Consider the following 24,304-nt stretch of genomic DNA (forward strand, 5'->3'; position numbering starts at 1 on the left):
AGAAAGGGGAGAAAGACATGTTACGATTTGATCATCTCGTACACGCAGTACATGGTACACCGGAGGAAGCAGCAAAACAAATGCAGGCTTATGGATTTCATACTGCAATAGGCGGAGAGCATATTACTTGGGGTACTTGGAATAGTTTATGTTATTTTGATTTATCATATATAGAATTTTTAGCAGTTCAGCATGAAGAAAAAGCGAAAGAAGCAGACAATCCATTAGTACAAGAAACGGTAGTGAAATTACAAGATGGAGAAGGAATGTTACAAATCGCCATTCGAACAGATGCAATTGAAGAAATAGCAGTTAAGTTTAATAAACATGGATTACATACGATAGGACCATTTGAAGGGAAACGAATGAGAAAAGATGGTCGCCTTTTAGAGTGGAAAATGTTATTTGTAAAGCAAGAAGAAAACGGACCGAAATTACCTTTCTTCATACAGTGGAATGAAACGGATGAAGAAAGAAGAAACGATTTACGTAACATAGGAACAATCACTGAACATAAAAACAAAGTACAACAACTTGATACAATTCATTACGCAGTGAAAAACGTTCGAGAAACAGTGCAGAAATGGGAAGAAGTAATAGGGCTAACTGTAAGCTCAGTCGTAAAAAATGAAAAATGGAATGCGGAATGTCAAAGTGTATCGTTTGGTGACATTCATGTGCAGTTTTGTGAACCAATTGGAGAAGGGCTAGTACTAGAACGATTGCAGCATCATGGCGAAAATCCATTTGCAGTAGAATTTAAAGGTGAAAATAAACGAGAGCATGAAGTGCTAGGTAGTTTGTACATATATTGATAGAGGTGAACATTGTGGAAGAAATGCTTAGAGAGATAGAGAGAAAACTAGAATGGCCTCGTATTGCAAAGTGTACAGCTATTTCAAAAGGTTTTTCACATGAAGAGAAATATAAAGTTGAATTAAAGAACCAAGAAATTTATTTTGTAAAAGTATGTGATGCTGTTCATTTTGAACGTAAACAAGAAGAATATACGTATATGAAACAATTAGAGTTATTACATATTCCAACACCTAAGTTAATTCATTTCATAAAACTTGAGGAATTAAATAAATGTGTTCAAGTATTTGAATGGGTCCAAGGTGTAAATGGTGAAGAAGGTTTAGGGAAGCTATCAGTGGAAGAACAGTATCATGCAGGAAGAAAAGCAGGAGAAGTATTAAAGAGGATTCACTCAATTGAAAAAGAAAGTGCAAGTAATAAATGGGAAACGGTTCGGTGGAATAAATACGAAAGATACGTAGAAGCGTTAGCAAACTACGAAATAGACTTCCTTGATTTGAAGCCAGTATTAAGTTTTGTAGGCGAGCATAAACAATTATTGGAAAATCGCCCTATTACCTTTTTACACGATGACTTCCATCCAGCAAATAGTATGATTCATAATAAGGAGTTTATCGTTATCGATTTTGGTGGATATGATTTTGGCGATCCAATACACGATTTCTATAACGTAGCGATTTTTACTACAAGAATAAGTAAACCATTTGCGGTTGGACAAGTTCACGGTTATTGCGGAGGCGAACCATCGCTTCATTTTTGGCAACTGTACTCATTGTATGCAGCAATGACATTCCCAGCGGATATCGTATGGACAAACCGAAGCACGCCACATTTAGTAAATGATATGAAAGAGAGATTAAACCGAATTATCGAAGATCATAACAATTTTTCATCCTATATTCCAAAATGGTATCAATCACAACATGCGGATATAATAAACTATAAGTAATGGAGGGATTCATATGGATAAAATAGCAGTAATTTCAGATATTCACGGTAATATTCCGGCATTAGATTCTGTACTGAAAGATATTAAAGTAAGAGGAATTGAACGCATTATTTGTCTTGGAGATTTAGTCGGAAAAGGTCCTCATTCTAGCGAAGTGATTGAAATCATTCGTAAAGAATGTGATGGAGTTGTAATGGGGAACTGGGATGATTTTATTACAAAACCGACTGAATTTGAGGCATTAAAATGGCATCAAAAACAACTATCGGAAGAACAAAACGACTATTTAAGAAGCTTACCATTTTCAATCGAATTTTTTATGAGCGGCAAGCTCATTCGTATGTTCCACGCTTCACCGAGAAGTTTATATGAAAGAATTCAACCGCATGCTTCAAGAGAAGAGCGTATTAGTATGTTCGAAAATAGTGAGCTCACAGAGAATATAGAAGGGGAAAGAAAACCAGATGTTGTTTGCTACGGTGACGTTCACCAAGCATTCGTTCAAAATTTCAGAGGGAAAACGTTATGTAATGCTGGTAGTGTAGGTAATCCTCTTGAAATTACACAAGCTTCCTATTTAATATTCGAAGGAACTTACAATGAAAAAGAAGCAGCGAGCTTTTCTATTCAACTCGTACGTGTACCATATGATATTGAATTAGCCATCAGACTAGCAGAAGAACTCGATATGCCAGAAATTGAAGAATACAAACAAGAATTACGGACTGCATTGTATCGTGGGTTTAAGGGAAAGTAAGCTAATCATAATATATCAACGATTTTTCAAATATATCTATCATAACTTCAAATATATCAACGATTCGAATTAGGATATCGACTTACCGATAAATAATGACACAAATTGTTACCTGTAATTATGTTATGTAAATTAATTGTAGGAGGAAATATCATGACTCGAATACAACGCATGAAAGAAATTGTAGATCATATTTTAAAATTAAACTTAACCCATCCAACAAGAGTTGGAGTAAGTGGTATTACAGCTTCGGGAAAAACAACATTTGCAAACGAATTAGCAGAGGAAATGAAAAAGCTCGGAGTTCCAGTAACACGCGCCACCATTGATGATTTTCATCATCCGAGAGCGATTCGCTATGTACAGGGCAAAGAATCAGCAAGAGGATATTACGAAGATGCACACGATTATACAGCTTTCAAAGAAAGGTTATTAAAGCCTTTAGGACATAACGGGAATTTACAATATGAAACGATATCTCATAACTTAATAACTGATATGCCTGTACATAATGAACCGTTATTGGCTCAACCCAATATGGTATTAATAGTAGATGGAACGTTTCTATTGAAAAAAGACGTTGTGCATTTATTTGATTACAAAATCTTTGTAGATACAGATTTTGAGATTGCGAGAAAACGTGGTGCTAAGCGGGAAACTGAAGCTTTTGGAAGTTATGAAGAAGCTGAGAAAATGTTTTTAAACAGATATCATGCGGCCTGTAAGATGTATATAGATGAGCATAATCCGAAAGAGTGTGCGGATGTTGTATTTCGGAATAGTGATTTTGATGATACGGTAGTTGTATGTAAAGAAATTTAATACGGTTTATATAGAAAAAATCGTGAAAGGGGATGTTTTGGGTGGATAAAAAAGATAATCCGAGCGATTGGCCTGTGTGGGCGAATGAGTCAGTAGAGATAGTGAATGCAAATCCTGATTGGCAAGATAAAGGCCGATGCGAAGAACAGCAACTATATGAACTGCTTGCTCCTCACGGTATAAGCAAAGTAATACATATAGGAAGTACATCCATACCTGGTTTACCAGCAAAACCTATCATTGATTTAATGGCTGAAATAGATTCATTTGATAAAGTACTAGATATTTCTGCGGAATTGGCCATATATAATTGGCATTATGTAAGCCCAGAATTAGATGAAAGACCTTGGAGAAGATTCTTTGTGAAAGTTAAGAATAATAGGCGTGTAGCGCACCTACATTTGATGGTTAAAGGAACTGAGCGATGGGAGCAACAACTTTTATTTCGTAACCGCTTACGAGAAAATCCACAATTAGTTTATGAGTATTCAGATCTTAAACAAGATTTAGCTAAAAGATTTAACAAAGATAGAGAAGCCTACACAAAAGCTAAAACAGAATTTATTAAGCAAGTTCTAAAATGATTTAATTTTTGATTGTAACTACGTTTGATTATAAAAGAAAAAACATACTTTATTTTATCACTTAAACTGACATGAAATACATGTAAATAAAGTGAGAGACTGCGATGTTCTAATGTATTTCCTTTTATTTATCAGGATAAATTATATATAATTGAATCAAGTTCATAGAAAGATAGGTACTAAAACGATTCTAAAAATCGAATTGATTTTATAAAAAAAATTAAAGGGAATAAGGCGGAAATATGTTAATAAAGTAAAAAGGGGACAGGGAATATAATGAATGAAGTACTAGAACTAAAAGAAGAACTACTACAAATTAAAAATAATAATTATGCTGTACCAGAAGACGTAGATGCATATCCATATGCGCAGTGGATGCTAGATTATATCGGATCACCCGATGCTGAATTACGCGATGATTTAATTTATAGTACGCTTCACACATGGATTACAAATGATGTATTTAGACAAAAAGAATTACGAGGGTTAATGCTACAAGCAATTAGTCCTGATTATTTATTTTATAAAATTGGTGAAAAGGGCACAGACTCTGTATTTAAACGTGCATTCTCCGTATTAATTCCGCCACTTATTTTATCTGTTCATGAAAGAGAACCACTGTTATCTGAAGAGCAACTGTACAGTGTGGCAGAACAAGTGTTGGAATATGTATATTTAGAAGAAGATGTAAGAGGTTACGTAGAAGGAAAAGGCTGGGCACATTCTACTGCACATGCTGCTGATGCACTCGATGCGTTAGCACGTACTATACAAAATCGCGAGTTTTCATATGCAATACTAGCTGCTGTTCGCCAGAAGGTTCGATTAAGTGATTACGTATATGTGCACTTTGAAGATGAGAGATTAGTAGCGCCAATTATGTCGTTACGTAACCAAAATCTTTTAACTGAAGAAGAGTGGAGCAATTGGCTACATAGCATAGCAACTGTTGAAGACATCCGACATCCGCAGCATGCTATTTTAGTACAAAATATTAGAACTTTCCTAAGAAGTTTTTATTTCAGAGTTTTAGAGGCAGAAGGTAGTACAGCCTTTACAGATGATATATTGGAGACTTTGAAGGGTTTGCGTAGGTATTAAAAATATATTTTTTAAATAGCAGAGTACATAAAACCACCACCTCCCAACCATACTAAAAAATGTGCTGGAGGTGAATGTTATGGACGAAAAAGACTTTGAAAAAGTTTATAATGATTACTTACATCAAGGAGAAGAGCAAGCTCAATTTGAAGTAGACCATGAAGTCAATTCAGGAGCAGAACAAATTGTTGCCGTTCGTAAAAATGATGATGGTGATTTAGTAGCGTTTAAAACAAGTAGCGGGAGAGAGTTAGATTATATAACTGCTCTTAGTGAAGCAAAATCAGGGAAATTAGCTCATGTGGACGTATTTCATAAGTATGGTAGAGATATTATACGTAGTGAACCTGATGGAATAAAAGAAAATAACTTAGATAATTTACCTTCATTTTAAACGGGTAAACCTCAAGAAGAGAATGTTCATTACGATATTCTCTTCTTTTTTATTAAGCTTTCCCTACAAATAGAAGGTTCATTTTTATAGTGCAATCATACTTTTAAAGAGCGCTCTAAATTTCTCTTTATCTTCGGTTGTAAATGGTTTCGGTCCCTTTGTACGCTTACCGCTTTTTCGAACCATTGCACTTAAATATCGTGTTTGTAGTAGTTGGTCAATGTTTTCATTCGTATACTTATAGCCTTTATGGTGTAGCACGATACAGCCTTTTGCTAAAGCGAGCGAAGCAAGACCGTAATCTTGTGTTACGATTAAATCTTCTTTTTGGGCTAATTGCATAATCCGGTAATCTGCAGCATCTGCTCCGGAATCAACATAAATTGTTTCGACACCTTTTGGTTGTTCCGCACTAGAGTAATGAGAAAAGCTAGTAACGAGGGTTACAGGGATTTCTGCATTCGTAGCCTCTAAAATAATCACATCTTTTACAGGACAAGCATCTGCATCAACGTAAATTTTCATTTTTATCGCTCCTATAAAGTGAAACTTTAATCAGTGGGGGGGGTTCATCCTCCACTGATTATTAGTTGAACCAATCGGGCATTTACGGGCAGTTGATCTCCCACCTAACTTCTTTGTTACAGTTGAATTTTGAGGTGGGAGTTTTATTGCCCGTTAATGCGGGGAAACTAGGTTCGTGTTGATAATAATGGTAGATTTTTCTTTTGTCAAACGATAAAGCTTTATGTAAAGTCATTTTCCACAAACTAAAATAGCTTCGCGCAAACGAGAAATACCTTCCTCAATTTGATCAATATTTACTTTTCCATAAGATAAACGAATATAACCATCTTTCGCGCCGAAAATACTACCTGGCATAAAAGCAATCTCTTGTTTTAAGCTTTGCATAATAAGTTGTTTTTCGTTTATCGATTCTTTTAATTTTCCCCATATGTATATACCACCAGTAGGATTAGAAAAAGAGATTTTGTCGTGAAGTTGCTCGTTTAGGGCGCGAACGATAACGTCTCTTTTTTCTGCTAATTGTTTTCGTAACGGTACGATATGAGAATGAAATGGTACGGTTTCGAAAAATTGTTGCATAAGCCACTGCGGGAAAATACTCATACCTAATTCCATTTGGTGCCTTGCGTCGGATAACCTTTCTACTACAGACTGCGGAGCGACAAGCCAGCCAACTCGTAAGCCTGGTGCAATCATTTTTGATAAGGAATGTACATAAATGACAGTTCCATTTTCATCAATTGATTTTAAAGTAGGGCAAGGTTGTTTCTTTTCTAGCGTAAGTAAACTAGACGGATCATCTTCCACAATTGCAATTCGTAAGTCTGCGCAAAGTGATAACAGTTTTTTTCTACGGTTTGGATGAAGCATAGTTCCCGTAGGATTTTGGAAGTTTGGATTTAAAAAAATCATTTTAATCCGATGCTTTCTATATAATTCTTGCACATCATCCGGATTAATACCATGTTCATCGACAGGTAACGGGAAAATACGAATACCTGCTGATTGGAATAACGGTAAGGAATAACAGTGTGAAGGACTTTCGAAAGCGACCGCATCACCTGGATTTAATAAACATTGCACGATAAGGTGAAGGGCTTGCTGTGCGCCAGAAGTAATCATAATAGACTGCTCAGTCGCTTCAACTTTTAAATATTCCTTCATATATTTTACTACCGCTTGTCTTAGCGGGAGATAGCCTTGCGGATGATCGTAACTTAATGAATGTGTTAACGGTTGTTCTCGTAAAATCGTTTGTAGTTGATCGTGAGGATAGAGGTTACAACCGAGCTCTCCGTTTGCAAAATCTATAATATTTTCATTTTGTTGTACTTCCGCACGAATATGGCGAAGTAAAGGTAAGTTTGGTAAGAATGTACCACCTTCTACGAAATTTCTCCAGTTCGGCGTTAATGTTGGAGAGACGCCCCACATATGTGTACTTACACGTGTCCCTTTACCAGTCGTACTTTCTACAATTCCCATAGCACGTAGTTCATTATAAGCAGTAGTAACTGTACTTCGATTTACATTTAACTGCGTAGCTAATTTCCGTTCTGAAGGGAGGAAGCTACCTGGAGGAAGTTCTCCGTATGTAATACGTTTTTCAATAAAGTCAACAACTTGCTGATAAATAGGGATTTTACTGTCGTTATCTAGCTTCCATTCCATACAAACGCCTCCGCATCTCTTATATACATTCAGTATAACAAATTGGCTGGGTAAAAAAACAGCCAATTGGACGGTGTTATATCCAGCCAATTTTACTATGCTAAATATGGAAGGGGAGATTCGAATGAAAAGATGGCAAATGGAATGGCTCCTAGTATCAGTAGCATTAGTATGGGGAGCAAATTATACAATTGGAAAGTATGGTGTGGCATATATGTCATCCATTCAATTTAATAGTTTACGATTTTTAGTAGCATCTCCGGTATTATTACTTATTACATTTATGATGGAACGTTCATTACGTATTGAAAGGAAAGACTGGTTACGATTAGTAGCAGTCGGTATCGTTGGTACGGCAATGTATCAAACGATGTTTATGCTATCTGTGAAATACACTTCAGCAACGAACGCCTCATTATTAATTGCGATGTCACCTATTTTTACAGGGATATTAGCAGTATTACACAAACAAGAACGTTTTTCGATGAAAGTACAAATTGGTTCAATAGTAGCGTTTATTGGTGCAGCATTCGTTTTATTAACAGGACATACAGGAGGAGCTACTTATGAGTATGCGTGGCTCGGAAATGTAATTGGATTAGTCGCAGCAATTGCGTGGGGATGGTATCCAATATTAGCGCAACCTCTTATCACAAAATACTCCGCAATGAGAGTCACATCATGGTCTACTTTAATTGGAATTGTACCGCTAGTTATATACTGTTTATTCAACGTAAATTCATTAACATGGCCAGTAGATACGCCAAGCTGGGGATCACTAGCATATTCAATCATCTTCGCGACCATCTTCGGACTAGCAATGTGGTATGTCGGTATTAGTCAAATAGGCTCAACAAAAGTAATGGTTTATATGTATCTTGTACCTTTATTCGCAGTTATCTTTGCGGCAGTAACAATTGGGGAGCAAGTTAATATGATGCAACTCGTTGGCGGGCTTATAATCTTTATCGGTTTATATGTTGTAAAAAAAGGCGGAATGAAAAAGCCTGCTCTCAATTTGAAAAAAGTAAGTTAACAGTAAAAATGATCTCTTTCATATAGAAGGAGATCATTTTTATTTTCGTAATAAAAGTGCTTGTTGAACGGCCCATTTTTGATGCTCATGAATGAGAAGCTCGATAGCAAGTAAAGGAGACATCCATCGCAAAACATGATCCTCCTCACAATTTTCAGTTTGTTTCTGCACCATGTTCGCAATGTAAAAGAACCCATCATTTAAATAATATGTATCTTCCATTTCTGCATAAAAATATCGTGCCGCATTACCGATGTACTGACCAATTTCAATTTCCCATCCTAATTCCTCTAGTAGTTCGCGGTGCAAACATTCTTCTTTTGTTTCATTACCTTCCATGCCGCCACCAGGTAAAAAGTAACGGTCACCTTTTTGGATAACAGCAATCAATGAAGAAGATGAATGGAAAATAATCGCATAACAACTAGGTCTTAATACATAATGAACGGTAGATTTTTTTGAGCCAAACGTGAGTTTTGAAATCATAAAATACGACCTTTCTCTATAAAATACATAAAAGGGATATTAAGGTAAAAAGAGAATCATATAAGTATAATCTTAATAGATTGGAGTGGTAACACCATGATAAATCGAAAATGTTCAAGGTGTAAAGAAATAACGGGTACAATACATGGGGGTAAAAAAATAAAGGAAGAATTTTTGTGTGAAGATTGTCTGCAAAAAGGAATTGCAAGCGGGGAAATCGAATTATCACAAGTGGAGCAAAAAGAAACTTCGTATCTTTCTATAAAAATATTAAAAATAATGAGTGTGATTTATTTAATAGCATCTATTTTTATGGCTTTTTCAACCGGTCCATTTATACATAATATAGGATTTGATGAAATCTCCATTTCGGGCCCAGAATTAGGTCTAATAAGTATTGTTATGTTAGGTTCTATATTTCAGTCTGTTCTTGTATTTTGTGGGATTTGGGTATTCATCCTTTTAGTAGAAACAGTCATTAAAATTTACGAAAAAATGAAGTGAGTGAGAGGGAGAAATATATGCGAGTAAGAAACATCCAAGGGGAAGATTATGTAAAGATTCATTCTGTTTTAAATGATTGGTGGGGCGGAAGAGATATGGCTGATATGTTGCCAAAACTGTTCTTCGTTCATTTTCAAGAAACGAGTTTTATCATTGAAGAAGATGGGGAAACGTTAGGTTTCTTATGTGGATTTTTTTCACAAACATATAAAGATGAAGCATACGTTCATTTTATCGGTGTAAATCCGAAGTATAGAAGAAGAGGAATCGCATCGACATTGTATTCTTATTTCTTTGATGTTGCTCGTGCAAATAACCGTAAAGTTGTAAAAGCAATTACGTCACCAACTAATAAAAAGTCGATACAGTTTCATCAAGAAATCGGTTTTCGAATTGATGCCGGGGATGATGAGATAGAGGGTGTATCGGTACATACAAATTATGATGGGAACGGCGGTAGTAGAGTTTTGTTTTTGAAAAATGTGTAAAAGTAGGCTAGCTTAACGTTAGCCTTTTTGTTGTGAGGAGATAAAAGTATGGAGAGTAAACAAAGTAGAAATGAGTACTTACGACGCATTTATAAAGTGCAAGATTATATAGAATCAAACATAGATAATCCACTTTCAATTGAAGAGTTAGCAGATGTAGCAGGATTTTCAAAGTTTCATTTTCATCGGATTTTTAAGGGGATAGTAGACGAGCCATTATCACGGTATGTAAACCGATTGAAATTAGAAAGGGCAACACATTTACTTACATATCGCACAGATATGACGATTACACATATTGCGTATCACTTCGGATTCACAGATTCAGCAGTTTTCTCCCGAACATTTAAAAATTATTACGGAATAAGTCCATCTCAATATCGAAACGACAATAGCAAGAATTGCAAAGACGTAAGCGGAACTTCTCAATACAATGAGTGTAAGAAGGTTCGAGGAAATGTTGAAATTGTATCAGCGGACGATATACACGTCGCATACATAAGGCATATCGGTACATATGAAGAGTTAACAATAGCTTTTCCAAAAATGATAGAGAAATTATTTCATTACGCAGTGGAGGAAAACTATCATGTATTTGAGGATACGAAAGTATTAACCATTTACCACGATCATCATGAATTTACTGAGGACAATCATTTAAGAACTAGTTTATGTATAACAATTCCGAATGAGTCCGCAGTAGAAACGAGCGACATTGGAATAATGATAATACCTTCTGGAAGATATGCGGTAGGTCATTTTGAAATATTCCAAGATGAATATAAAGGAGCATGGGATTTCTTATACGGTGAGTGGCTTCTCAATAGCGGATATAAGCCGAGAGATTCGTATCCTTTCGAAATGTATAAAAATGACCCAAGGCAGCACCCGGAAAATAAACATATAGTTGATATATATGTACCTATCGAGCCTTTTTAATCATGGGTTAAAGGGGAATGATTAATGAAAACTGCTGAAAAGTTAGATCTGATTATAAAAGAAGAATACAAAAATATTAATGGTATGTTAGTAGTGCAGAGAGGTAATGTTGTTTTTGAAAATTATTATAATGATCACGGTCCAGATGATGCATTTCATATAGCGTCAGTCACAAAAACGATAATTTCTGCGTTGATTGGACTATGTATAGATAAAGGGTATATAAAAAGTGTTGATCAAAAAGTAATAGAATTTTTCCCGGAATATAACGTTCATTCACCTGAAATAACAGTACGACATCTGTTGACAATGACAGCTCCACATCCTTTCGTAGACTGGCAGGAACCGTTAGAAGAGCTATGTACGCAACGAGATTGGGTACAGTATACGTTAAATAGGATAGGAGCAGGCGGAGAAGTTGGGATTTTTAAATATTCATCTGCAGGAGCTCATTTATTATCAGCAATCATAATGAGCGTAGCAGAAAAAAATGCACGTGAATTTGCGAATGAATACTTATTTCAACCACTCGGTATGAGAGAAATTCCAAACTATAATATGAAGGCATTTGGATTCGATGACCTATTCGGAAAAAGTGTGAAAGGATGGGTTCACGATCCAAATGGTATTTCAACAGGCGGCTGGGGACTTACGTTAACAGCTAGAGATATGGCTAAGTTTGGACAGTTATATTTGAATGAAGGTATTCATAATGGAAAGCAAATACTATCAAAATCATGGATAAAAGAATCGACAGAAATGAACCAAAATCAATATGGTTACTTATGGTGGTTACGAGAAGAGGATGGAATCTTTTCATACTGTGCAATGGGCGATGGTGGGAATGTAATTGGCTGCGTACCAGAGAAGGAACTGGTGGTGGCGATTGCTTCTGAAGTCATACCGAATGCAGAGGATAGATGGAAGTTAATTAAAGAGTGCATACTTCCTTATTTAAAAGATTAATATGGTTATTTTTATAAAAACAAGAATAAAAGGTTTAGTTAAACTTGTTTTTTTCTTCATGATAGAAAAAAGTGATGTATTAACTAAGTTGAGCACCTAAGATTAGAAAACTTCAACACCTATACGATTATTGAATAGGTGTTGAAGTACTTTATAATTTGTTTAGGTACTTTTAACTTTTCGATGTATTAGATACATAATGCCAAACACAATTACGAGCAAGATAAATTTAATTAATTCCATTAGGCTAATATCCCATTTTGTTTCTACTCCATCTGTTAAATAAAATACATTAAACATACCATGTAAAATTGCAGGTGTTATCACAGAGCGGCTATACTCTCTCGTATATGTCAAAATTATAGATAATATAAATAATAATGAGAGATAGCTTAATATTCCTATAAGCTGAAACTCATAATTTTTATAAAAGATTGATACTGGTAAATGCCATAAAGACCAAAGTGATGCAGTAATGATTGCTGTTTGTTTTAATGAAAAATTTTTTCGTAAATGGTAATGAAAATTTCCACGCCATATGATTTCTTCTAAAAATGCAGAAAAAGCAGCAATTGTAAGACCAATGAGCAAGAGAACTCCCAATTCATTCCAATGATGAAATAAGAAATTTATATTATAAATATAAAAATAAAAATGGAGACATAGTCCTAGAAGTATTGGGGATAAAATGGAGAAAATTAATGTTTTTATTTTTGGACGTGAAATTCCAAATGTATGAACTATTTTTTGTTTCGTATATAATTTCTGATATAAAATAGCAGCTAAAAGCGGAATGACCATCGTAAACCCTAAATAATTACGACCATTTTCTATGTTCAGTAAGATGATATATACAAGCGATGTGAGGCAATACATACATAATGTTGAATGATAAACTATGTTTCTATTCATATTGTTCACCTACTTACATGTATAAGTGATTAATCAAATATCCGATATTTTAATTATATATGAAATGGAAATTACATATGTTGAACTTGTAGAAAAAGTTAGACTAACCCCGTAACTTTTCACAGCAAAAAATCGTTTAACACAAGTAAGGATTTTCAATCACGAATGGGGGAGAACTATGAAGATTCTAATTTTAGGTGGTACACGATTTTTAGGAAGAGCTTTTGTAGAAGAGGCATTAAAAAGAGGGCATGAAGTTACATTATTTAATCGCGGAACGAATAAAGAAATTTTTCCTGAAGTAGAGCAGTTAATTGGTGACAGAAATAATAATGTTTCAAGTTTAGAAAATCGAAAATGGGACGTTGTCGTAGATACGTGTGGATTTTCTCCACATCACATTAGAAATGTTGGAGAAGCCTTACACGATAATATAAAGCATTATATATTCATTTCAAGTCTGTCCGTTTATAAAGATTGGATTCCGCCTCATATAAAAGAAGATTATATATTACAATCCGAACCTACGGGTGATCAAATAAAGGCTGTGGAGAATGGTGAAGTTTCTCCTTATGAGTATTACGGTGCGCTGAAAGTATTGTGTGAAAAAGAAGCAGAGAAGTATTGGCCAGGGCGTGTTTTACACGTAAGAGCAGGACTTCTTTCAGGGATGTTTGATTATACAGATCGGCTTCCATACTGGATTGGACGTGTAGCAAAGGGAGGAAAAGTGTTAGTTCCAGGAAGAAAAGGCCGTCCAGTGCAGATAGTTGATATAAAAGACGTCGCAAACTGGGGACTAAACATGGCAGAAAACAATAAAGCAGGTACATTCAATATAACAGGTCCGAAAGATGAATTGACGATAGAAGAGCTATTAAATACGTGTAAAAAGGTTACGAATAGTGATGCTGCATTCGTTTGGGTAGATGAATCATTTATGAAGGAACATAAAGTGCAGCCTTGGACGGAGATGCCTTTATGGCTTCCGGAAACTTTTTCATTAGAAGGCGAAACGAAGCCATGGAAAGGTGGGTTTTCTATTAGTGTCGAGAATGCTGTTAAAGCGGGACTTACTTTTAGCAGATTAGAAGATACTGTGACGGATGTGTATGAGTGGATGAAGAGTATGGAGGAATGGGAATTAAAAGCAGGGATTTCAGGCGAAAGGGAGAAGGAATTGTTAGAAAAATGGTATCAATAAAAAAACTTATTTTACTAGGTGATTTAAAGCAAGGAGATGCTCTTCCTTCAATGCGTCAGTTAGCAAAAGATTTAAGAGTAAGTATTATTACAACGAAAAGAGCATATGAAGAACTGGAAAAAGACGGTTTTATTTATTCAATTGTCGGAAGGGGGTCCTTTGTAGCAGAACAAAACATTGAAACTATGAAAGAAAAAAAATTAAAGACAGTTGAAGAAAAGTTGTGTGAAGCGATTCAAAATGCTAAACAAATGGATGTTTCTTTAAATGATCTAAAAGAAATGCTTACAATTTTATACGAGGAGGAGAACTCTTGGAAAATGTAATAGAACTTCAAAATGTCAGTAAATCTTTTAAAGGATTTCAAATTAAAAATTTTTCGATGGAAGTAAAAAAAGGATTTGTTACGGGTTTTATTGGGGGAAATGGATCAGGTAAATCTACAACGATTAAAATGATTATGAATCTAATGAACCCGGATAGTGGAAATGTCTTCTTATTTGGCATGAACTATTCGACTGATGCGAAGCGAATTAAAGAAAGAATTGGTTTCGTTTATGATGATAATGTGTTTTATGATGAACTCACATTAAAGGAAATTACTAAAATTATTGCGCCTGCTTATAAAAAATGGGATTTTAACCAATTTACATATTATAAAGATCTGTTCGAATTACCATTAAATAAAAAAATGAAAACATTCTCCAAAGGAATGAAAATGAAGGCCTCTCTTGCAATTGCCCTTTCACATCATGCTGAACTAATTATTATGGATGAGCCTACTTCCGGACTCGATCCGGTATTTAGAAGAGAATTATTGGATGTTTTACAAAATATTATGCAGGATGGTGAGAAAACAATCTTTTTCTCATCTCATATTACAACGGATTTAGACCGCATTGCCGATTATATTACATTTATTCAAAATGGGAAGCATATTTTTACAAAAGATATTTATGCCATTGCAGAAGATTATATTTTGGTCAAAGGACCACTAGATATGTTAGATTTTGATACTGAACGTGAATTTATATCTGTATGTAAGGCAAATACAGGTTTCGAGGGATTGATTGAAAATGTAAATTCTATCGAAACTTTATTTAATAAAGAAGTGGTGATTGAAAAACCAAGTTTAGAGGATATTATGTATTTCATGAAAAAGGGGGAGTCAAGATGCTTAATTTAATTAAAAAGGATTTGATTTTACAAAAAACTTTTTTACCTGCTTATCTCTTATTTCTAGTTACCTATTTGTGGGCCGGCATGGATGTAGCATATGTCATAATCATTTGTAGTGCCGTTTTTGTAATTAACACATATCAATCTGATGATAAAGATAATGCTAATATTTTAGTAAACTCATTACCATATACTAGGAAAGAAATTATAAGTTCAAAATACGTTGGAACCTTATTTTTTACAATAGTAATCATCCCATTTTGTTTGGTTGGAAAATATTTCATTTTAGACAGCATGGAATTTCAACTTTCCTTAGAAAGTTACATCCTAGGCTTCTTGGCAGTCATGCTGATTACTGCATTTTACATCCCATTTTTTGTTGCATTTAAAGTGAAAACACTTGTACCAGTTTTTATATTTTTATCTATTGGAGTTATATATTTAATGCGAAATACTCCATATTTATTAAATAAATATGCTAATGGCGTATTGACCTTTTTAAAAGAGATTTCAGATTTGAAATTATATCTTATATTTGCTGTCATAGCAATGGGGTGCTATGGGGTTTCATGGATATTATCTATTCGTATCTATCAGAACAAGGCTCTTTAATAGCAAGTTCTAAAAGGAGGATCATTTAAATGACATCAAAAAAAGGGCGTCCTATTCGAATACGAAATTGGCTGAAAACTCTTGGAGCATTTTTCGTTATGCAACTAATTTTTCTCATCCTTGATATGAATTCGTGGATACCGAACTTCAAGGAAGGGGGAGTTGGGGAGCGTCTCGTTAATTCAGAGTTCTTTACGGAATGGTTCGCTCCTTATAAAACAAAGCAATTTAACGTATTAACGGTAGTTATGGCTATTTTATTATTCCTAAATGTATTAACAAGTGCAATAAAAGACGCCTTTTCTAGAAAAAGAATTAATTAGCACATAAGTTGACCTTGCGTCTTTTTTAATAATGTCTTAACAATATTTAAAAACAACAGGGGAAAGATAAAAACTCCATTTATTGAAGTTTTACTCTATCTTTCACAACGATTTTCCAAAACTTATTTGATTTCTCAGTTTGCTGGATTAATAACGTTTCCATTCGTACCCCCATAATGTTTTTCTAGTGTGCCCTGCGATTGTATTATATGTATATATACCTGTAATGATAAAGGATAAGTGTAATTATCAGAAAGTTAAAAACTTATTGAATGGAATAGAAAAATTTAGTAATCTTATTTGTACAGAACATACATAATAGTTTTATAGTGATTTTTAAATAAAGTATAGGGGGCAATCGGTATGGATCTAACATTTAAAGTTGAAGAAACATGTTTTAATTATCGCGTTGGAGCAATTTGTAAACATGATAATAAAATACTTATTCTGCAAGGTGACGGCGAAGATTTTTGGTACGTACCAGGCGGAAGAGTGAAAATGCTAGAAAATAGTAAAGATGCGTTAAAACGGGAGCTTGCTGAAGAGTTAGCTGTACCTATTGAGGTAAAGAGATTTATATGGTCAGTAGAAAATTTCTTTACACTTTCTGAGCGGAAATTTCATGAAATTAGTTTTTATTATGAAGTAGAGCTTCATGAGTTACCTGCAAATGGGGCAGAGGAATATATTTTGGAAGAAGAAGGTAGAACATATTTCTTTAAGTGGGTACCTGTAGAAGAGTTAGATACATATAACTTGCAGCCAGCGTTTATAAAAGAGAAAGTAAAGGATGTATTCGTTCATACAGAACATATTGTTTTACAAAAGTAAATGCATGCGGAGGGGAAAACGGTGAAGGGGACAAAAAAAGAGATTCATGTAGACGGCAAAGTAATTCTATATACACATATCGAAAAAGGTTCCAGTACAGTTTGCTTTATGTTCTCAGGTTCAGGATATAATTACGATAAACCGTTATTTTATTATGCGACGATGTTAATGCTTGAACATAAAATAGATGTAGTACATATTCATTATTCTTATGACGAACAAGTAATGAATAAATCAATGGAAGAAATAACGAAAGTAATGATGGTTGATATTAATCCTATAATGAAGGAAGTATTAAAGGGTAAGCAATATAACGATACTATGTTTTTAGGGAAGTCACTCGGAACAATTCCGATTGCAAATGATTTAATGAAGAGAGAAGAGTTTTTACAGTCAAAAATGATACTACTTACACCTTTACTAACGTTTGATTCTATTTTTGAGTCTATCCTACATTGTCATCATGAAGGGATATTAGTAATTGGAGATAAAGATCACCAATATAATGCAGATCAAATCGATCAGTTATATAAAACGAATTTACAGATTGAAGTTGTCAAAAACGCAAATCATTCTGTAAATGTTGGGAGATTGGAAACAGAGAATTCAATTGAAGCGATAGCAAAAATAATAGGAAAACTTAAAGAAGTTGTTAGGACAAACTAACCAATCAATACATGCAAAAAGAGGTGCAATTTGCACCTCTTTATTATTTAATAAGCCCTCAACACATGAAGCAAATAATCCTTACGATTCAGCGGATTATAATCAACACGTTTTCGAGTAGGAAAGGGAGCCTTCAGTTTATTGTAACCAGATGGCTTCGTTGTAAAAATACCTTCTCCTTCTGTAAATGAATGAAGCATTCGCTTAAAATTCTCTGTTTTCGCAACAGGTAATGAGCCTGTTAACTGGTAAGAATCATGATTTAATTTAGGCTCGCTAAAAGTTGCTGGAATGGCAGCGAGCTTATACATCGCGGTACTAATTGCTTGCTCTGGGACAGTTAATTCGAATTCGTTTACTGGTTCATATACACATGTTTCAGCTTGCTTTAAAGCATCCATTAAAACGAGTGGTGTTAAGTTTCTAAAGTCACTTGCTGTTGTAACAGGACTAGCATAACTGGTATGTGTTAACGTGACGATAATGTCCGTAACTTCCCATCCATATAATCCTTGTTTTAATGTTTGAAATACAGTATCCTCAATCGCTTTATGAAATGCTAATGGAAGTGATCCAAGCTCAACACCTAGCCTATATGTTATGCCAGAATTAAGTTCACCACGTTCGATTTTAAAACCAATTGTTGCGTAAAATGGATTCGCTTTTTCGCCCATTACTTCAACGCTATTCCCTACGCCAATTGGCTTCTCAATACATACAACTCGCGTATTTGAGAAAGTAACCTGCAAATTATATTTCTCCAAAAGTGTTGTTTCAATTACTTCTTTTTGTACTTCACCGAAAAGGCGAATATATAGTTCATTATGAATATCATCTTTCCACACTTTAATGAGCGGATCTTCTTCACATAGTTCCATAAGTGCAGCGTATAGATCATGAATTTGTTCTTTTGGTAATGCTTCAATAGCAGCTTCCATTTGTGGTTCGGCAAAGTGAATGTCTTTTATATAATCCGTTCGTTCACCGATAATATCACCAATTTTAATATCACTCAGTCCCCAAACTTTACAAAATTCTCCGCTAGAAACGGTAGAAGTTTGAACAGCATTTCCGTTATGAAACATGCATATTTTCTTAATCTTTTCTTTATGCGTCAGAGCTTCATCGCGCTGTATATCAACATATTTTCTAACGTGTAAACGGCCAGAAAAAACTCTTACATATGCAATCTTTTCCCCAGAAGGTTCACGTTCAATTTTAAAAACAACACCGGATAATATTTCATTTTCTGCCGAATTTTTAGCTGGAATTAAGTCTGAAATATTTTCGAGCAGTTCAGTTACTCCCATACCTGTCATAGCTGAACCGAAAAAGATAGGGAACACATTTGCTTGCGCTATTTGTTTAATGAGTTCCTTTCTTAATCGTGTGTCCGGTATGATTTCATTATTTACATATGACTCAAGTAACGATTCATTATATGGTGCTAACAGTTCCATACAATCGTCATATGAGTTGTATTCAATAATTCGTGCTTCCTTTGTTCCTTCGTTTTCTACAGAGTAGAAAGGGAATGCTTCATTTGAAAGAATTTCTTTTATTTGTTTCATAACTTTTTCAGTATTTGCACCGCTACGATCAATTTTATTTACGAATAATATTGTTGGTATGTTTAGTTTCTGTAATGTCCACATTAAAATTTTTGTTTGTGCTTGGACACCTTCAACAGCAGAAATAACTAAAATTGCACCGTCTAAAACGCAGAATGATCGCTCCACTTCAGCGATAAAATCAGCGTGTCCAGGTGTATCAATGACATTTACTTTTAAGTCATTGATACAGAAAGAAACGACAGATGCTTTAATCGTAATTCCGCGCTGCCTTTCTAATTCCAATGAGTCAGTTTGCGTATTACCACTATCTACTCGGCCAATTTCTTTAATCACATTCGTTTCATAAAGAATACGCTCAGTCAAACTCGTCTTGCCAGCGTCTACGTGCGCGACAATCCCTATATTTATTGTTGTCATATGTGAATATCCTCATTTCATTTTCCATTTTTAATTCCTCATTTCTATTTGTGTATTGCCGCATTACAATCACTCTCCAGTTCTTTAAATTAGTATTATTATAGTGCAATTAACATTATTTGTAACGCGACAAAGCGCCTTAATTTGGAAAAATATAAATGAAAACAAAATGCTTGCATTCTAAATAGATATAGATTATATTAATTGACATATCAACTATTGATACATCAAACGTTTTTATTTTGTGTATAAAGGAGGGATAGTTTGACAAGTTCATGCTCAAAAGAAGCGATTATTTTATATAAATTACACTTTCTAAATAAAGAAGTAAGTTCGAAGTTTGAAGGTTGTACGGGTATGAGCCAGTCCCGATTAGAGCTTATACTTCAGTTATATGAAGTAGGTGAAATTAGTCAAAAAGCACTTCAACAAGAAGTGAATATTGATAATGCTGCGATAACGAGGCATTTAAAGCAGCTTGAGGCAAATGAAATGATTACAAGACGTAAAAATCCAGATGATAATAGAATTACATTGGTTTCTCTAACTGAGGAGGGACGAAATAAAATTCAGGCGTTTCAAGAGGAAAAAGAACGTTTTGCAGCTTCAGCATTTAAAGGGTTAAGTGAAGAACAGCGCGATAATCTTTTAACTATGTTAAATCACATTCAAGAAAATATAAAAGAACTATAAAAAAGGGAGAATACAACTATGACTAACTCAGTAAAAACAAATGATTTTAACGAAATTTTAACAGGACGCCGTTCAATTCGTAAGTACGATCCTTCAGTGAAAATTAGCAAAGAAGAAATGACAGAAATTCTTACAGAAGCAACACTTGCACCATCATCTGTAAACATGCAACCATGGAGATTTTTAGTAATTGAAAGTGACGAAGCGAAAGCGACACTTGCGCCACTAGCGAAATTCAATCAATCTCAAGTAGAAACATCTTCAGCAATGATTGCTTTATTTGGCGATTTAAACAACTTTGATAACGCGGAAGAAATTTACGGTACAGCTGTAGAGCGCGGTTTAATGCCAGCAGAAGTAAAAGAAGATCAAATGAAAAAACTTTCAGCTTACTTCTCAATGGTTACACCAGAAGTTATGAAAGATACAGTACTAATTGACGGTGGCCTTGTAGCAATGCAAGTTATGTTAGCGGCTCGTGCTCACGGTTATGATACTTGTCCAATTGGTGGATTTGAAAAAGACCAAATCGCAGAAGCATTCGGATTAGATAAAGAACGTCACGTACCAGTTATGTTAATTTCAATCGGAAAAGCTGCTGATAGTGGTTACCAATCAGTACGCCTTCCAGTTGAAAAAGTTGCTGAATGGAAGTAATTTCAAAGAAAAAAGTGGAATATGAGAGGGGAAACACCATGATTATTATTCACGCAATATTTCAAGTAGATCCAGCAAAACAACAATCATTTTTAGAAGATATTCGTCCGCTCATTCATAGTTCAAGAGAAGAAAGTGGAAATGTATCTTATGACCTTTATAAAGATACAGAAAAAGAAAATGTATATACGATGGTAGAAGTATGGAAAGATGCAGAGGCAGTTGCGAGTCATAATACGAGTGAACACTTCACATCTTTCGTTAGCAAAGCAAAACAGTTTTTAACTGCTCCACTTGATATAAAAGTTTATAATGGAGAGTTAGTAAAATAATATAGTGAAAAAGATGACTGTAGCCTATAGTGCTGGGGTCATCTTTTTTGTATAAGTGGAATCTATTCTCGACATAGCTATGTTGGAACATAGAAAAATTCCACTTTTGTACGAAAAAATTCATGGGGAGACATATTTTCTATTCTTTCAAATGAATGGATTAGTGTCGTTTTTTATGTAATTATTGCAGTGGTTATTCTATATGTTTTTTATAAATTAATGAGGAAAAAGGTAACGAAATTAGAAATAGAACAGGATAAGCAATCGATAATAAAGGAAAATATGGATAGAACTGAAAAGAACAAGAAAGTGAAGCATCAGTTTGAACAGCCGTTACCTAAAGACACGATAAGGAAAACGTTAGTTGAATGGGAAAGAACTTTACCATTTCACGAACAGCGAAGATACTATGAAACGATGCAACAATGGTTAAGCAGAATTTGTAGAACGAGGGATATTATTCCGATATATGAGCCTGTCCGTTATGGAGAAAAGACGTATACGGAGTTAGATGTAGAGAAGACTGTACGATGGATAGAGCGGGACGGGAAAGGGTGACGTTAATATAAGTAAATAAAATTAATTTACAATTAATTTTATTTACTTATATTTAATTATATGGTAATGTATACTTACTTTTTTATATTGCTGCTAATGGAAAAAGTTTACCTTAGTAGAGTGTTGCTCATTACATTTTTGTGAGGCTATCTTCACTTCATCAATATAGAATGAAAAAGAGATGAAATAATTAAGAGTAGTATGTAAATAAAAAAATATTATTTATGTTTAAATTTTTGTAAGGGTGTGAAAAGAGAATGAAACCGGTATTGAAAAACATACTCCTTTCCTTTATTTTTTCTGCAGCAGGGATGTGTTGGTTTCTATTTATGTTAGTTAAAGGAGGCGGAGACTGGTTATTGTCTTGGGTAGGTGTATTAATGGCATTTTTATCTTTATACATGTTAATAGATTTATATTGTAAGTATACATACGATAAAAAATCGAGCAAATTGTTTATCAACGCAGCGGTTACTACCTTTAGTTTTGCAGTATTGGGGATCACCTTTGGTATTGTACACGAGCTTTTACAGCCATGGAGTCTCAGTTTAATGGTTTGGTATTGGTTGTTGGTGTTACTTTTGTTTGTAACGACCATAATATTATTAGTTTTTCTATTATTTGTTAATCGTAAAAATTATAATATTCCTGGGACATATAGAATACTTATACTGCTTAATCTATTTCTTACGTTAGCACCAGTACTATGGCCATTACTTCTTACTATTATCGGAAATGGCATGAACGCTAGTGCAGGATGGTAAAAGTGAATGAACTAAAAAGTTGATATAGGGTTTTAAATATGTAAAAGAACGAGTTTTCATAAATAGAGAACACGTTCTTTTTTTATTCTCATACATTTCTTTTTCCCATCTGGTCGTCTAATTTTGAAAGTAAGTATTTCGTAAGGAATGGATAAGAAAAAAGAGAGTTTTATCATTTAGGATGAAAGTATAGCTTGAATCAATACGATATGCATAGAGGAGAGAAAGCCTTATGAAAAAATGTTATTCCATTAAGTTAGCAAGTTTGGCAGTTTTATTAGCGGGTACTACTTTATTCACACCAGGTTTTACTGTGGAAGCAGAATCTACTCAAAATATTTCTAATTCGTCACAAGCACATGATCAAAAGAATCGGAATGGGTGGAAACGAGTCATGCAGGAAACTATCCAAATTGGAGCACCCGGGGTACTAGCTAAGACGTATAATAACGGAAAAATTAGTAGTTATAATGCTGGCGTCGCGGATTTAAGTACAAAGAAATCGATGAAATCGGACTATCGCTTTCGGATTGGTAGTGTGACGAAAACTTTTACTGCTACGACTGTTCTTCAATTAGTAGGAGAAAATCGTGTGCAGCTTGACGATTCGATTGAAAAGTGGCTGCCCGGCCTCATTCAAGGAAATGGTTATGATGGCAATCAAATTACGATACGTCAACTTTTGAATCATACGAGTGGTATAGCTGATTATTTAAAGTCAAAAGACGCTGATATTATGAATTCGAAAAAAACGTATACAGCAGAAGAAATAGTGAAAATAGGACTTGCTCTACCCCCAGATTTTTCGCCAGGTAAAGGTTGGTCGTATTCAAACACAGGATACGTAATACTAGGAATGCTTATTGAAAAAATAACTGGTAATAGTTATGCGGAAGAAATTGAAAAACGAATTATTGAACCTTTGGATTTGGCAAATACGTTTTTACCAGGTAATTCACCAGTCATCCCAGGAAAGAATCATGCTCGAGGGTATATGAAAATTGACGAAACAAGTGAATTGAAAGACATGACGTATTATAATCCGAGTTTAGCTAATGCAGCGGGAGATATGATTTCAGATGCAGACGATTTAAATAAGTTCTTTTCATCTTTACTCGGTAGTAAGTTATTGAAAGAACGCGAGCTAAAAGAAATGCTTACTACAGTTCCTGTAGAAGGAAAAGGGGTTGGTGATGGATATGGTCTTGGAATCTATGAGACGAAACTTCCAAATGGTGTCTCAGTATGGGGTCACGGAGGATCAATTCCTGGGTTTATGACTTTTGCAGGCGGAGTAATGGGAGGCAAGCATACATTTGCTGTCAATGTTAACTCTTTAGGTCTGGTTGATATTCTTACACAGTTTGATAAAATGATGCAAGTTGAATTTAAGAAATAGATGAAAAGAACGTGAATGGGACCCTGCTATAAAGGACAATATTAGCATTCATACTATGACATCAAGTATAATTCAATCTTATAGTTTAGTATAAAAAGGATGTCCTGTAATCGACATCCTTTTTACTGAGGAACAAAGA

29 protein-coding genes and 2 pseudogenes are annotated in these 24,304 nt (G+C 34.5%); 25 read left to right on the forward strand and 6 right to left on the reverse strand.

Annotated features, from left to right (window positions below):
• Positions 1–17 precede the first annotated feature (17 nt).
• From ACXVYO_RS11250 to ACXVYO_RS11280, 7 genes are all read left to right on the forward strand, one after another.
• A complete protein-coding gene (locus ACXVYO_RS11250; RefSeq protein WP_458467048.1) occupies positions 18–815 on the forward strand; it encodes a VOC family protein in 798 nt (265 codons plus the stop codon).
• 14 nt (positions 816–829) lie between these two features.
• On the forward strand, positions 830–1,768 hold the full coding sequence (locus ACXVYO_RS11255; RefSeq protein ID WP_458467049.1) for an aminoglycoside phosphotransferase family protein: 939 nt from the start codon (positions 830–832) through the stop codon (positions 1,766–1,768).
• A gap of 13 nt (positions 1,769–1,781) precedes the next feature.
• The gene (locus ACXVYO_RS11260) at positions 1,782–2,525 is read left to right on the forward strand and encodes a metallophosphoesterase family protein (RefSeq protein WP_431072346.1); all 744 of its coding nucleotides are present in this window, start codon (positions 1,782–1,784) and stop codon (positions 2,523–2,525) included.
• Positions 2,526–2,678: 153 nt separating this feature from the next.
• Entirely contained in the window at positions 2,679–3,347 is a 669-nt protein-coding gene (locus ACXVYO_RS11265; protein WP_458467050.1) for a hypothetical protein, read from the forward strand.
• 41 nt (positions 3,348–3,388) lie between these two features.
• On the forward strand, positions 3,389–3,931 hold the full coding sequence (locus ACXVYO_RS11270; protein ID WP_458467051.1) for a GrpB family protein: 543 nt from the start codon (positions 3,389–3,391) through the stop codon (positions 3,929–3,931).
• A 276-nt stretch (positions 3,932–4,207) separates the two neighbouring features.
• Complete coding sequence (locus ACXVYO_RS11275; protein ID WP_193672592.1) at positions 4,208–5,032, forward strand: DUF2785 domain-containing protein; 825 nt, start codon at positions 4,208–4,210, stop codon at positions 5,030–5,032.
• A gap of 79 nt (positions 5,033–5,111) precedes the next feature.
• Positions 5,112–5,426, forward strand: coding sequence for a DUF3892 domain-containing protein (locus ACXVYO_RS11280; protein WP_458467052.1), 315 nt, complete (start codon positions 5,112–5,114; stop codon positions 5,424–5,426).
• Positions 5,427–5,510: 84 nt separating this feature from the next.
• Here ACXVYO_RS11280 and ACXVYO_RS11285 read toward each other — a convergent pair whose 3' ends face one another.
• The gene (locus ACXVYO_RS11285) at positions 5,511–5,951 is read right to left on the reverse strand and encodes a YaiI/YqxD family protein (RefSeq protein WP_458467053.1); all 441 of its coding nucleotides are present in this window, start codon (positions 5,949–5,951) and stop codon (positions 5,511–5,513) included.
• 231 nt (positions 5,952–6,182) lie between these two features.
• Positions 6,183–7,625, reverse strand: a complete 1,443-nt coding sequence (gene pdxR, locus ACXVYO_RS11290; RefSeq protein ID WP_458467054.1) for a MocR-like pyridoxine biosynthesis transcription factor PdxR — start codon at positions 7,623–7,625, stop codon at positions 6,183–6,185.
• 124 nt (positions 7,626–7,749) lie between these two features.
• Here pdxR and ACXVYO_RS11295 point away from each other — a divergent pair, with 124 nt between their 5' ends.
• Positions 7,750–8,661 carry a DMT family transporter gene (locus tag ACXVYO_RS11295; protein WP_458467055.1) on the forward strand — a complete coding sequence of 304 codons (912 nt, stop codon included), beginning with the start codon at positions 7,750–7,752 and terminating at the stop codon, positions 8,659–8,661.
• 39 nt (positions 8,662–8,700) lie between these two features.
• On the opposite strand, the gene ACXVYO_RS11300 is transcribed toward ACXVYO_RS11295, so the two are convergent.
• Positions 8,701–9,147, reverse strand: coding sequence for an NUDIX hydrolase (locus tag ACXVYO_RS11300; RefSeq protein WP_458467057.1), 447 nt, complete (start codon positions 9,145–9,147; stop codon positions 8,701–8,703).
• A gap of 96 nt (positions 9,148–9,243) precedes the next feature.
• Between ACXVYO_RS11300 and ACXVYO_RS11305 the strand changes: the two genes are divergently transcribed.
• From ACXVYO_RS11305 to ACXVYO_RS11320, 4 genes are read left to right on the forward strand one after another with little or no spacing between them, the layout of a single operon-like run.
• Entirely contained in the window at positions 9,244–9,651 is a 408-nt protein-coding gene (locus ACXVYO_RS11305) for a DUF3980 domain-containing protein (protein ID WP_458467059.1), read from the forward strand.
• 17 nt (positions 9,652–9,668) lie between these two features.
• Positions 9,669–10,139, forward strand: a complete 471-nt coding sequence (locus ACXVYO_RS11310) for a GNAT family N-acetyltransferase (RefSeq protein ID WP_144535903.1) — start codon at positions 9,669–9,671, stop codon at positions 10,137–10,139.
• A 48-nt stretch (positions 10,140–10,187) separates the two neighbouring features.
• The gene (locus ACXVYO_RS11315; protein ID WP_458467060.1) at positions 10,188–11,078 is read left to right on the forward strand and encodes an AraC family transcriptional regulator; all 891 of its coding nucleotides are present in this window, start codon (positions 10,188–10,190) and stop codon (positions 11,076–11,078) included.
• Positions 11,079–11,102: 24 nt separating this feature from the next.
• Positions 11,103–12,044, forward strand: coding sequence for a serine hydrolase domain-containing protein (locus tag ACXVYO_RS11320; RefSeq protein ID WP_458467061.1), 942 nt, complete (start codon positions 11,103–11,105; stop codon positions 12,042–12,044).
• A gap of 162 nt (positions 12,045–12,206) precedes the next feature.
• On the opposite strand, the gene ACXVYO_RS11325 is transcribed toward ACXVYO_RS11320, so the two are convergent.
• Positions 12,207–12,845, reverse strand: a complete 639-nt coding sequence (locus ACXVYO_RS11325) for a CPBP family intramembrane glutamic endopeptidase (RefSeq protein ID WP_206704229.1) — start codon at positions 12,843–12,845, stop codon at positions 12,207–12,209.
• Between the two features lie 289 nt (positions 12,846–13,134).
• Here ACXVYO_RS11325 and ACXVYO_RS11330 point away from each other — a divergent pair, with 289 nt between their 5' ends.
• From ACXVYO_RS11330 to ACXVYO_RS11350, 5 genes are read left to right on the forward strand one after another with little or no spacing between them, the layout of a single operon-like run.
• Entirely contained in the window at positions 13,135–14,160 is a 1,026-nt protein-coding gene (locus ACXVYO_RS11330; protein WP_000697712.1) for an SDR family oxidoreductase, read from the forward strand.
• Positions 14,148–14,486 carry a GntR family transcriptional regulator gene (locus ACXVYO_RS11335; RefSeq protein WP_458467062.1) on the forward strand — a complete coding sequence of 113 codons (339 nt, stop codon included), beginning with the start codon at positions 14,148–14,150 and terminating at the stop codon, positions 14,484–14,486. The genes ACXVYO_RS11330 and ACXVYO_RS11335 overlap by 13 nt, the downstream gene beginning before the upstream one ends.
• The gene (locus ACXVYO_RS11340; RefSeq protein WP_063260320.1) at positions 14,474–15,346 is read left to right on the forward strand and encodes an ABC transporter ATP-binding protein; all 873 of its coding nucleotides are present in this window, start codon (positions 14,474–14,476) and stop codon (positions 15,344–15,346) included. The genes ACXVYO_RS11335 and ACXVYO_RS11340 overlap by 13 nt, the downstream gene beginning before the upstream one ends.
• On the forward strand, positions 15,334–15,951 hold the full coding sequence (locus tag ACXVYO_RS11345; RefSeq protein ID WP_458467063.1) for an ABC-2 transporter permease: 618 nt from the start codon (positions 15,334–15,336) through the stop codon (positions 15,949–15,951). Before ACXVYO_RS11340 ends, ACXVYO_RS11345 begins: the two co-directional genes overlap by 13 nt.
• Before the next feature lie 29 nt (positions 15,952–15,980).
• Positions 15,981–16,274 (forward strand): YfzA family protein, encoded by a 294-nt coding sequence (locus ACXVYO_RS11350; protein ID WP_071723693.1) that lies wholly within the window; start codon positions 15,981–15,983, stop codon positions 16,272–16,274.
• A 94-nt stretch (positions 16,275–16,368) separates the two neighbouring features.
• Here ACXVYO_RS11350 and ACXVYO_RS11355 read toward each other — a convergent pair.
• A pseudogene (locus ACXVYO_RS11355) lies at positions 16,369–16,437 on the reverse strand (WGR domain-containing protein); the annotation flags it as partial.
• A gap of 200 nt (positions 16,438–16,637) precedes the next feature.
• Between ACXVYO_RS11355 and ACXVYO_RS11360 the strand changes: the two are divergent.
• Both ACXVYO_RS11360 and ACXVYO_RS11365 read left to right on the forward strand, forming a co-directional pair.
• Complete coding sequence (locus tag ACXVYO_RS11360; protein WP_458467064.1) at positions 16,638–17,105, forward strand: NUDIX hydrolase; 468 nt, start codon at positions 16,638–16,640, stop codon at positions 17,103–17,105.
• A complete protein-coding gene (locus tag ACXVYO_RS11365; RefSeq protein ID WP_458467065.1) occupies positions 17,106–17,771 on the forward strand; it encodes an alpha/beta hydrolase in 666 nt (221 codons plus the stop codon).
• 47 nt (positions 17,772–17,818) lie between these two features.
• Here ACXVYO_RS11365 and ACXVYO_RS11370 read toward each other — a convergent pair whose 3' ends face one another.
• Entirely contained in the window at positions 17,819–19,762 is a 1,944-nt protein-coding gene (locus ACXVYO_RS11370) for a GTP-binding protein (RefSeq protein ID WP_458467066.1), read from the reverse strand.
• A gap of 264 nt (positions 19,763–20,026) precedes the next feature.
• Between ACXVYO_RS11370 and ACXVYO_RS11375 the strand changes: the two genes are divergently transcribed.
• From ACXVYO_RS11375 to ACXVYO_RS11400, 6 genes and pseudogenes are all read left to right on the forward strand, one after another.
• Positions 20,027–20,455, forward strand: coding sequence for a MarR family winged helix-turn-helix transcriptional regulator (locus ACXVYO_RS11375; protein WP_000204169.1), 429 nt, complete (start codon positions 20,027–20,029; stop codon positions 20,453–20,455).
• Positions 20,456–20,473: 18 nt separating this feature from the next.
• Positions 20,474–21,112 (forward strand): nitroreductase family protein, encoded by a 639-nt coding sequence (locus ACXVYO_RS11380; protein ID WP_458467067.1) that lies wholly within the window; start codon positions 20,474–20,476, stop codon positions 21,110–21,112.
• A 38-nt stretch (positions 21,113–21,150) separates the two neighbouring features.
• Complete coding sequence (locus tag ACXVYO_RS11385) at positions 21,151–21,444, forward strand: putative quinol monooxygenase (RefSeq protein WP_458467068.1); 294 nt, start codon at positions 21,151–21,153, stop codon at positions 21,442–21,444.
• A 105-nt stretch (positions 21,445–21,549) separates the two neighbouring features.
• Positions 21,550–22,002, forward strand: a pseudogene (locus ACXVYO_RS11390) (signal peptidase II); the annotation flags it as partial.
• Positions 22,003–22,259: 257 nt separating this feature from the next.
• Positions 22,260–22,766, forward strand: a complete 507-nt coding sequence (locus tag ACXVYO_RS11395; RefSeq protein ID WP_458467069.1) for a DUF3902 family protein — start codon at positions 22,260–22,262, stop codon at positions 22,764–22,766.
• Between the two features lie 232 nt (positions 22,767–22,998).
• Positions 22,999–24,165, forward strand: a complete 1,167-nt coding sequence (locus tag ACXVYO_RS11400; protein WP_458467070.1) for a serine hydrolase domain-containing protein — start codon at positions 22,999–23,001, stop codon at positions 24,163–24,165.
• Positions 24,166–24,304: the final 139 nt, after the last annotated feature.

It is taken from the genome of Bacillus sp. BC08 (genome assembly GCF_054326875.1).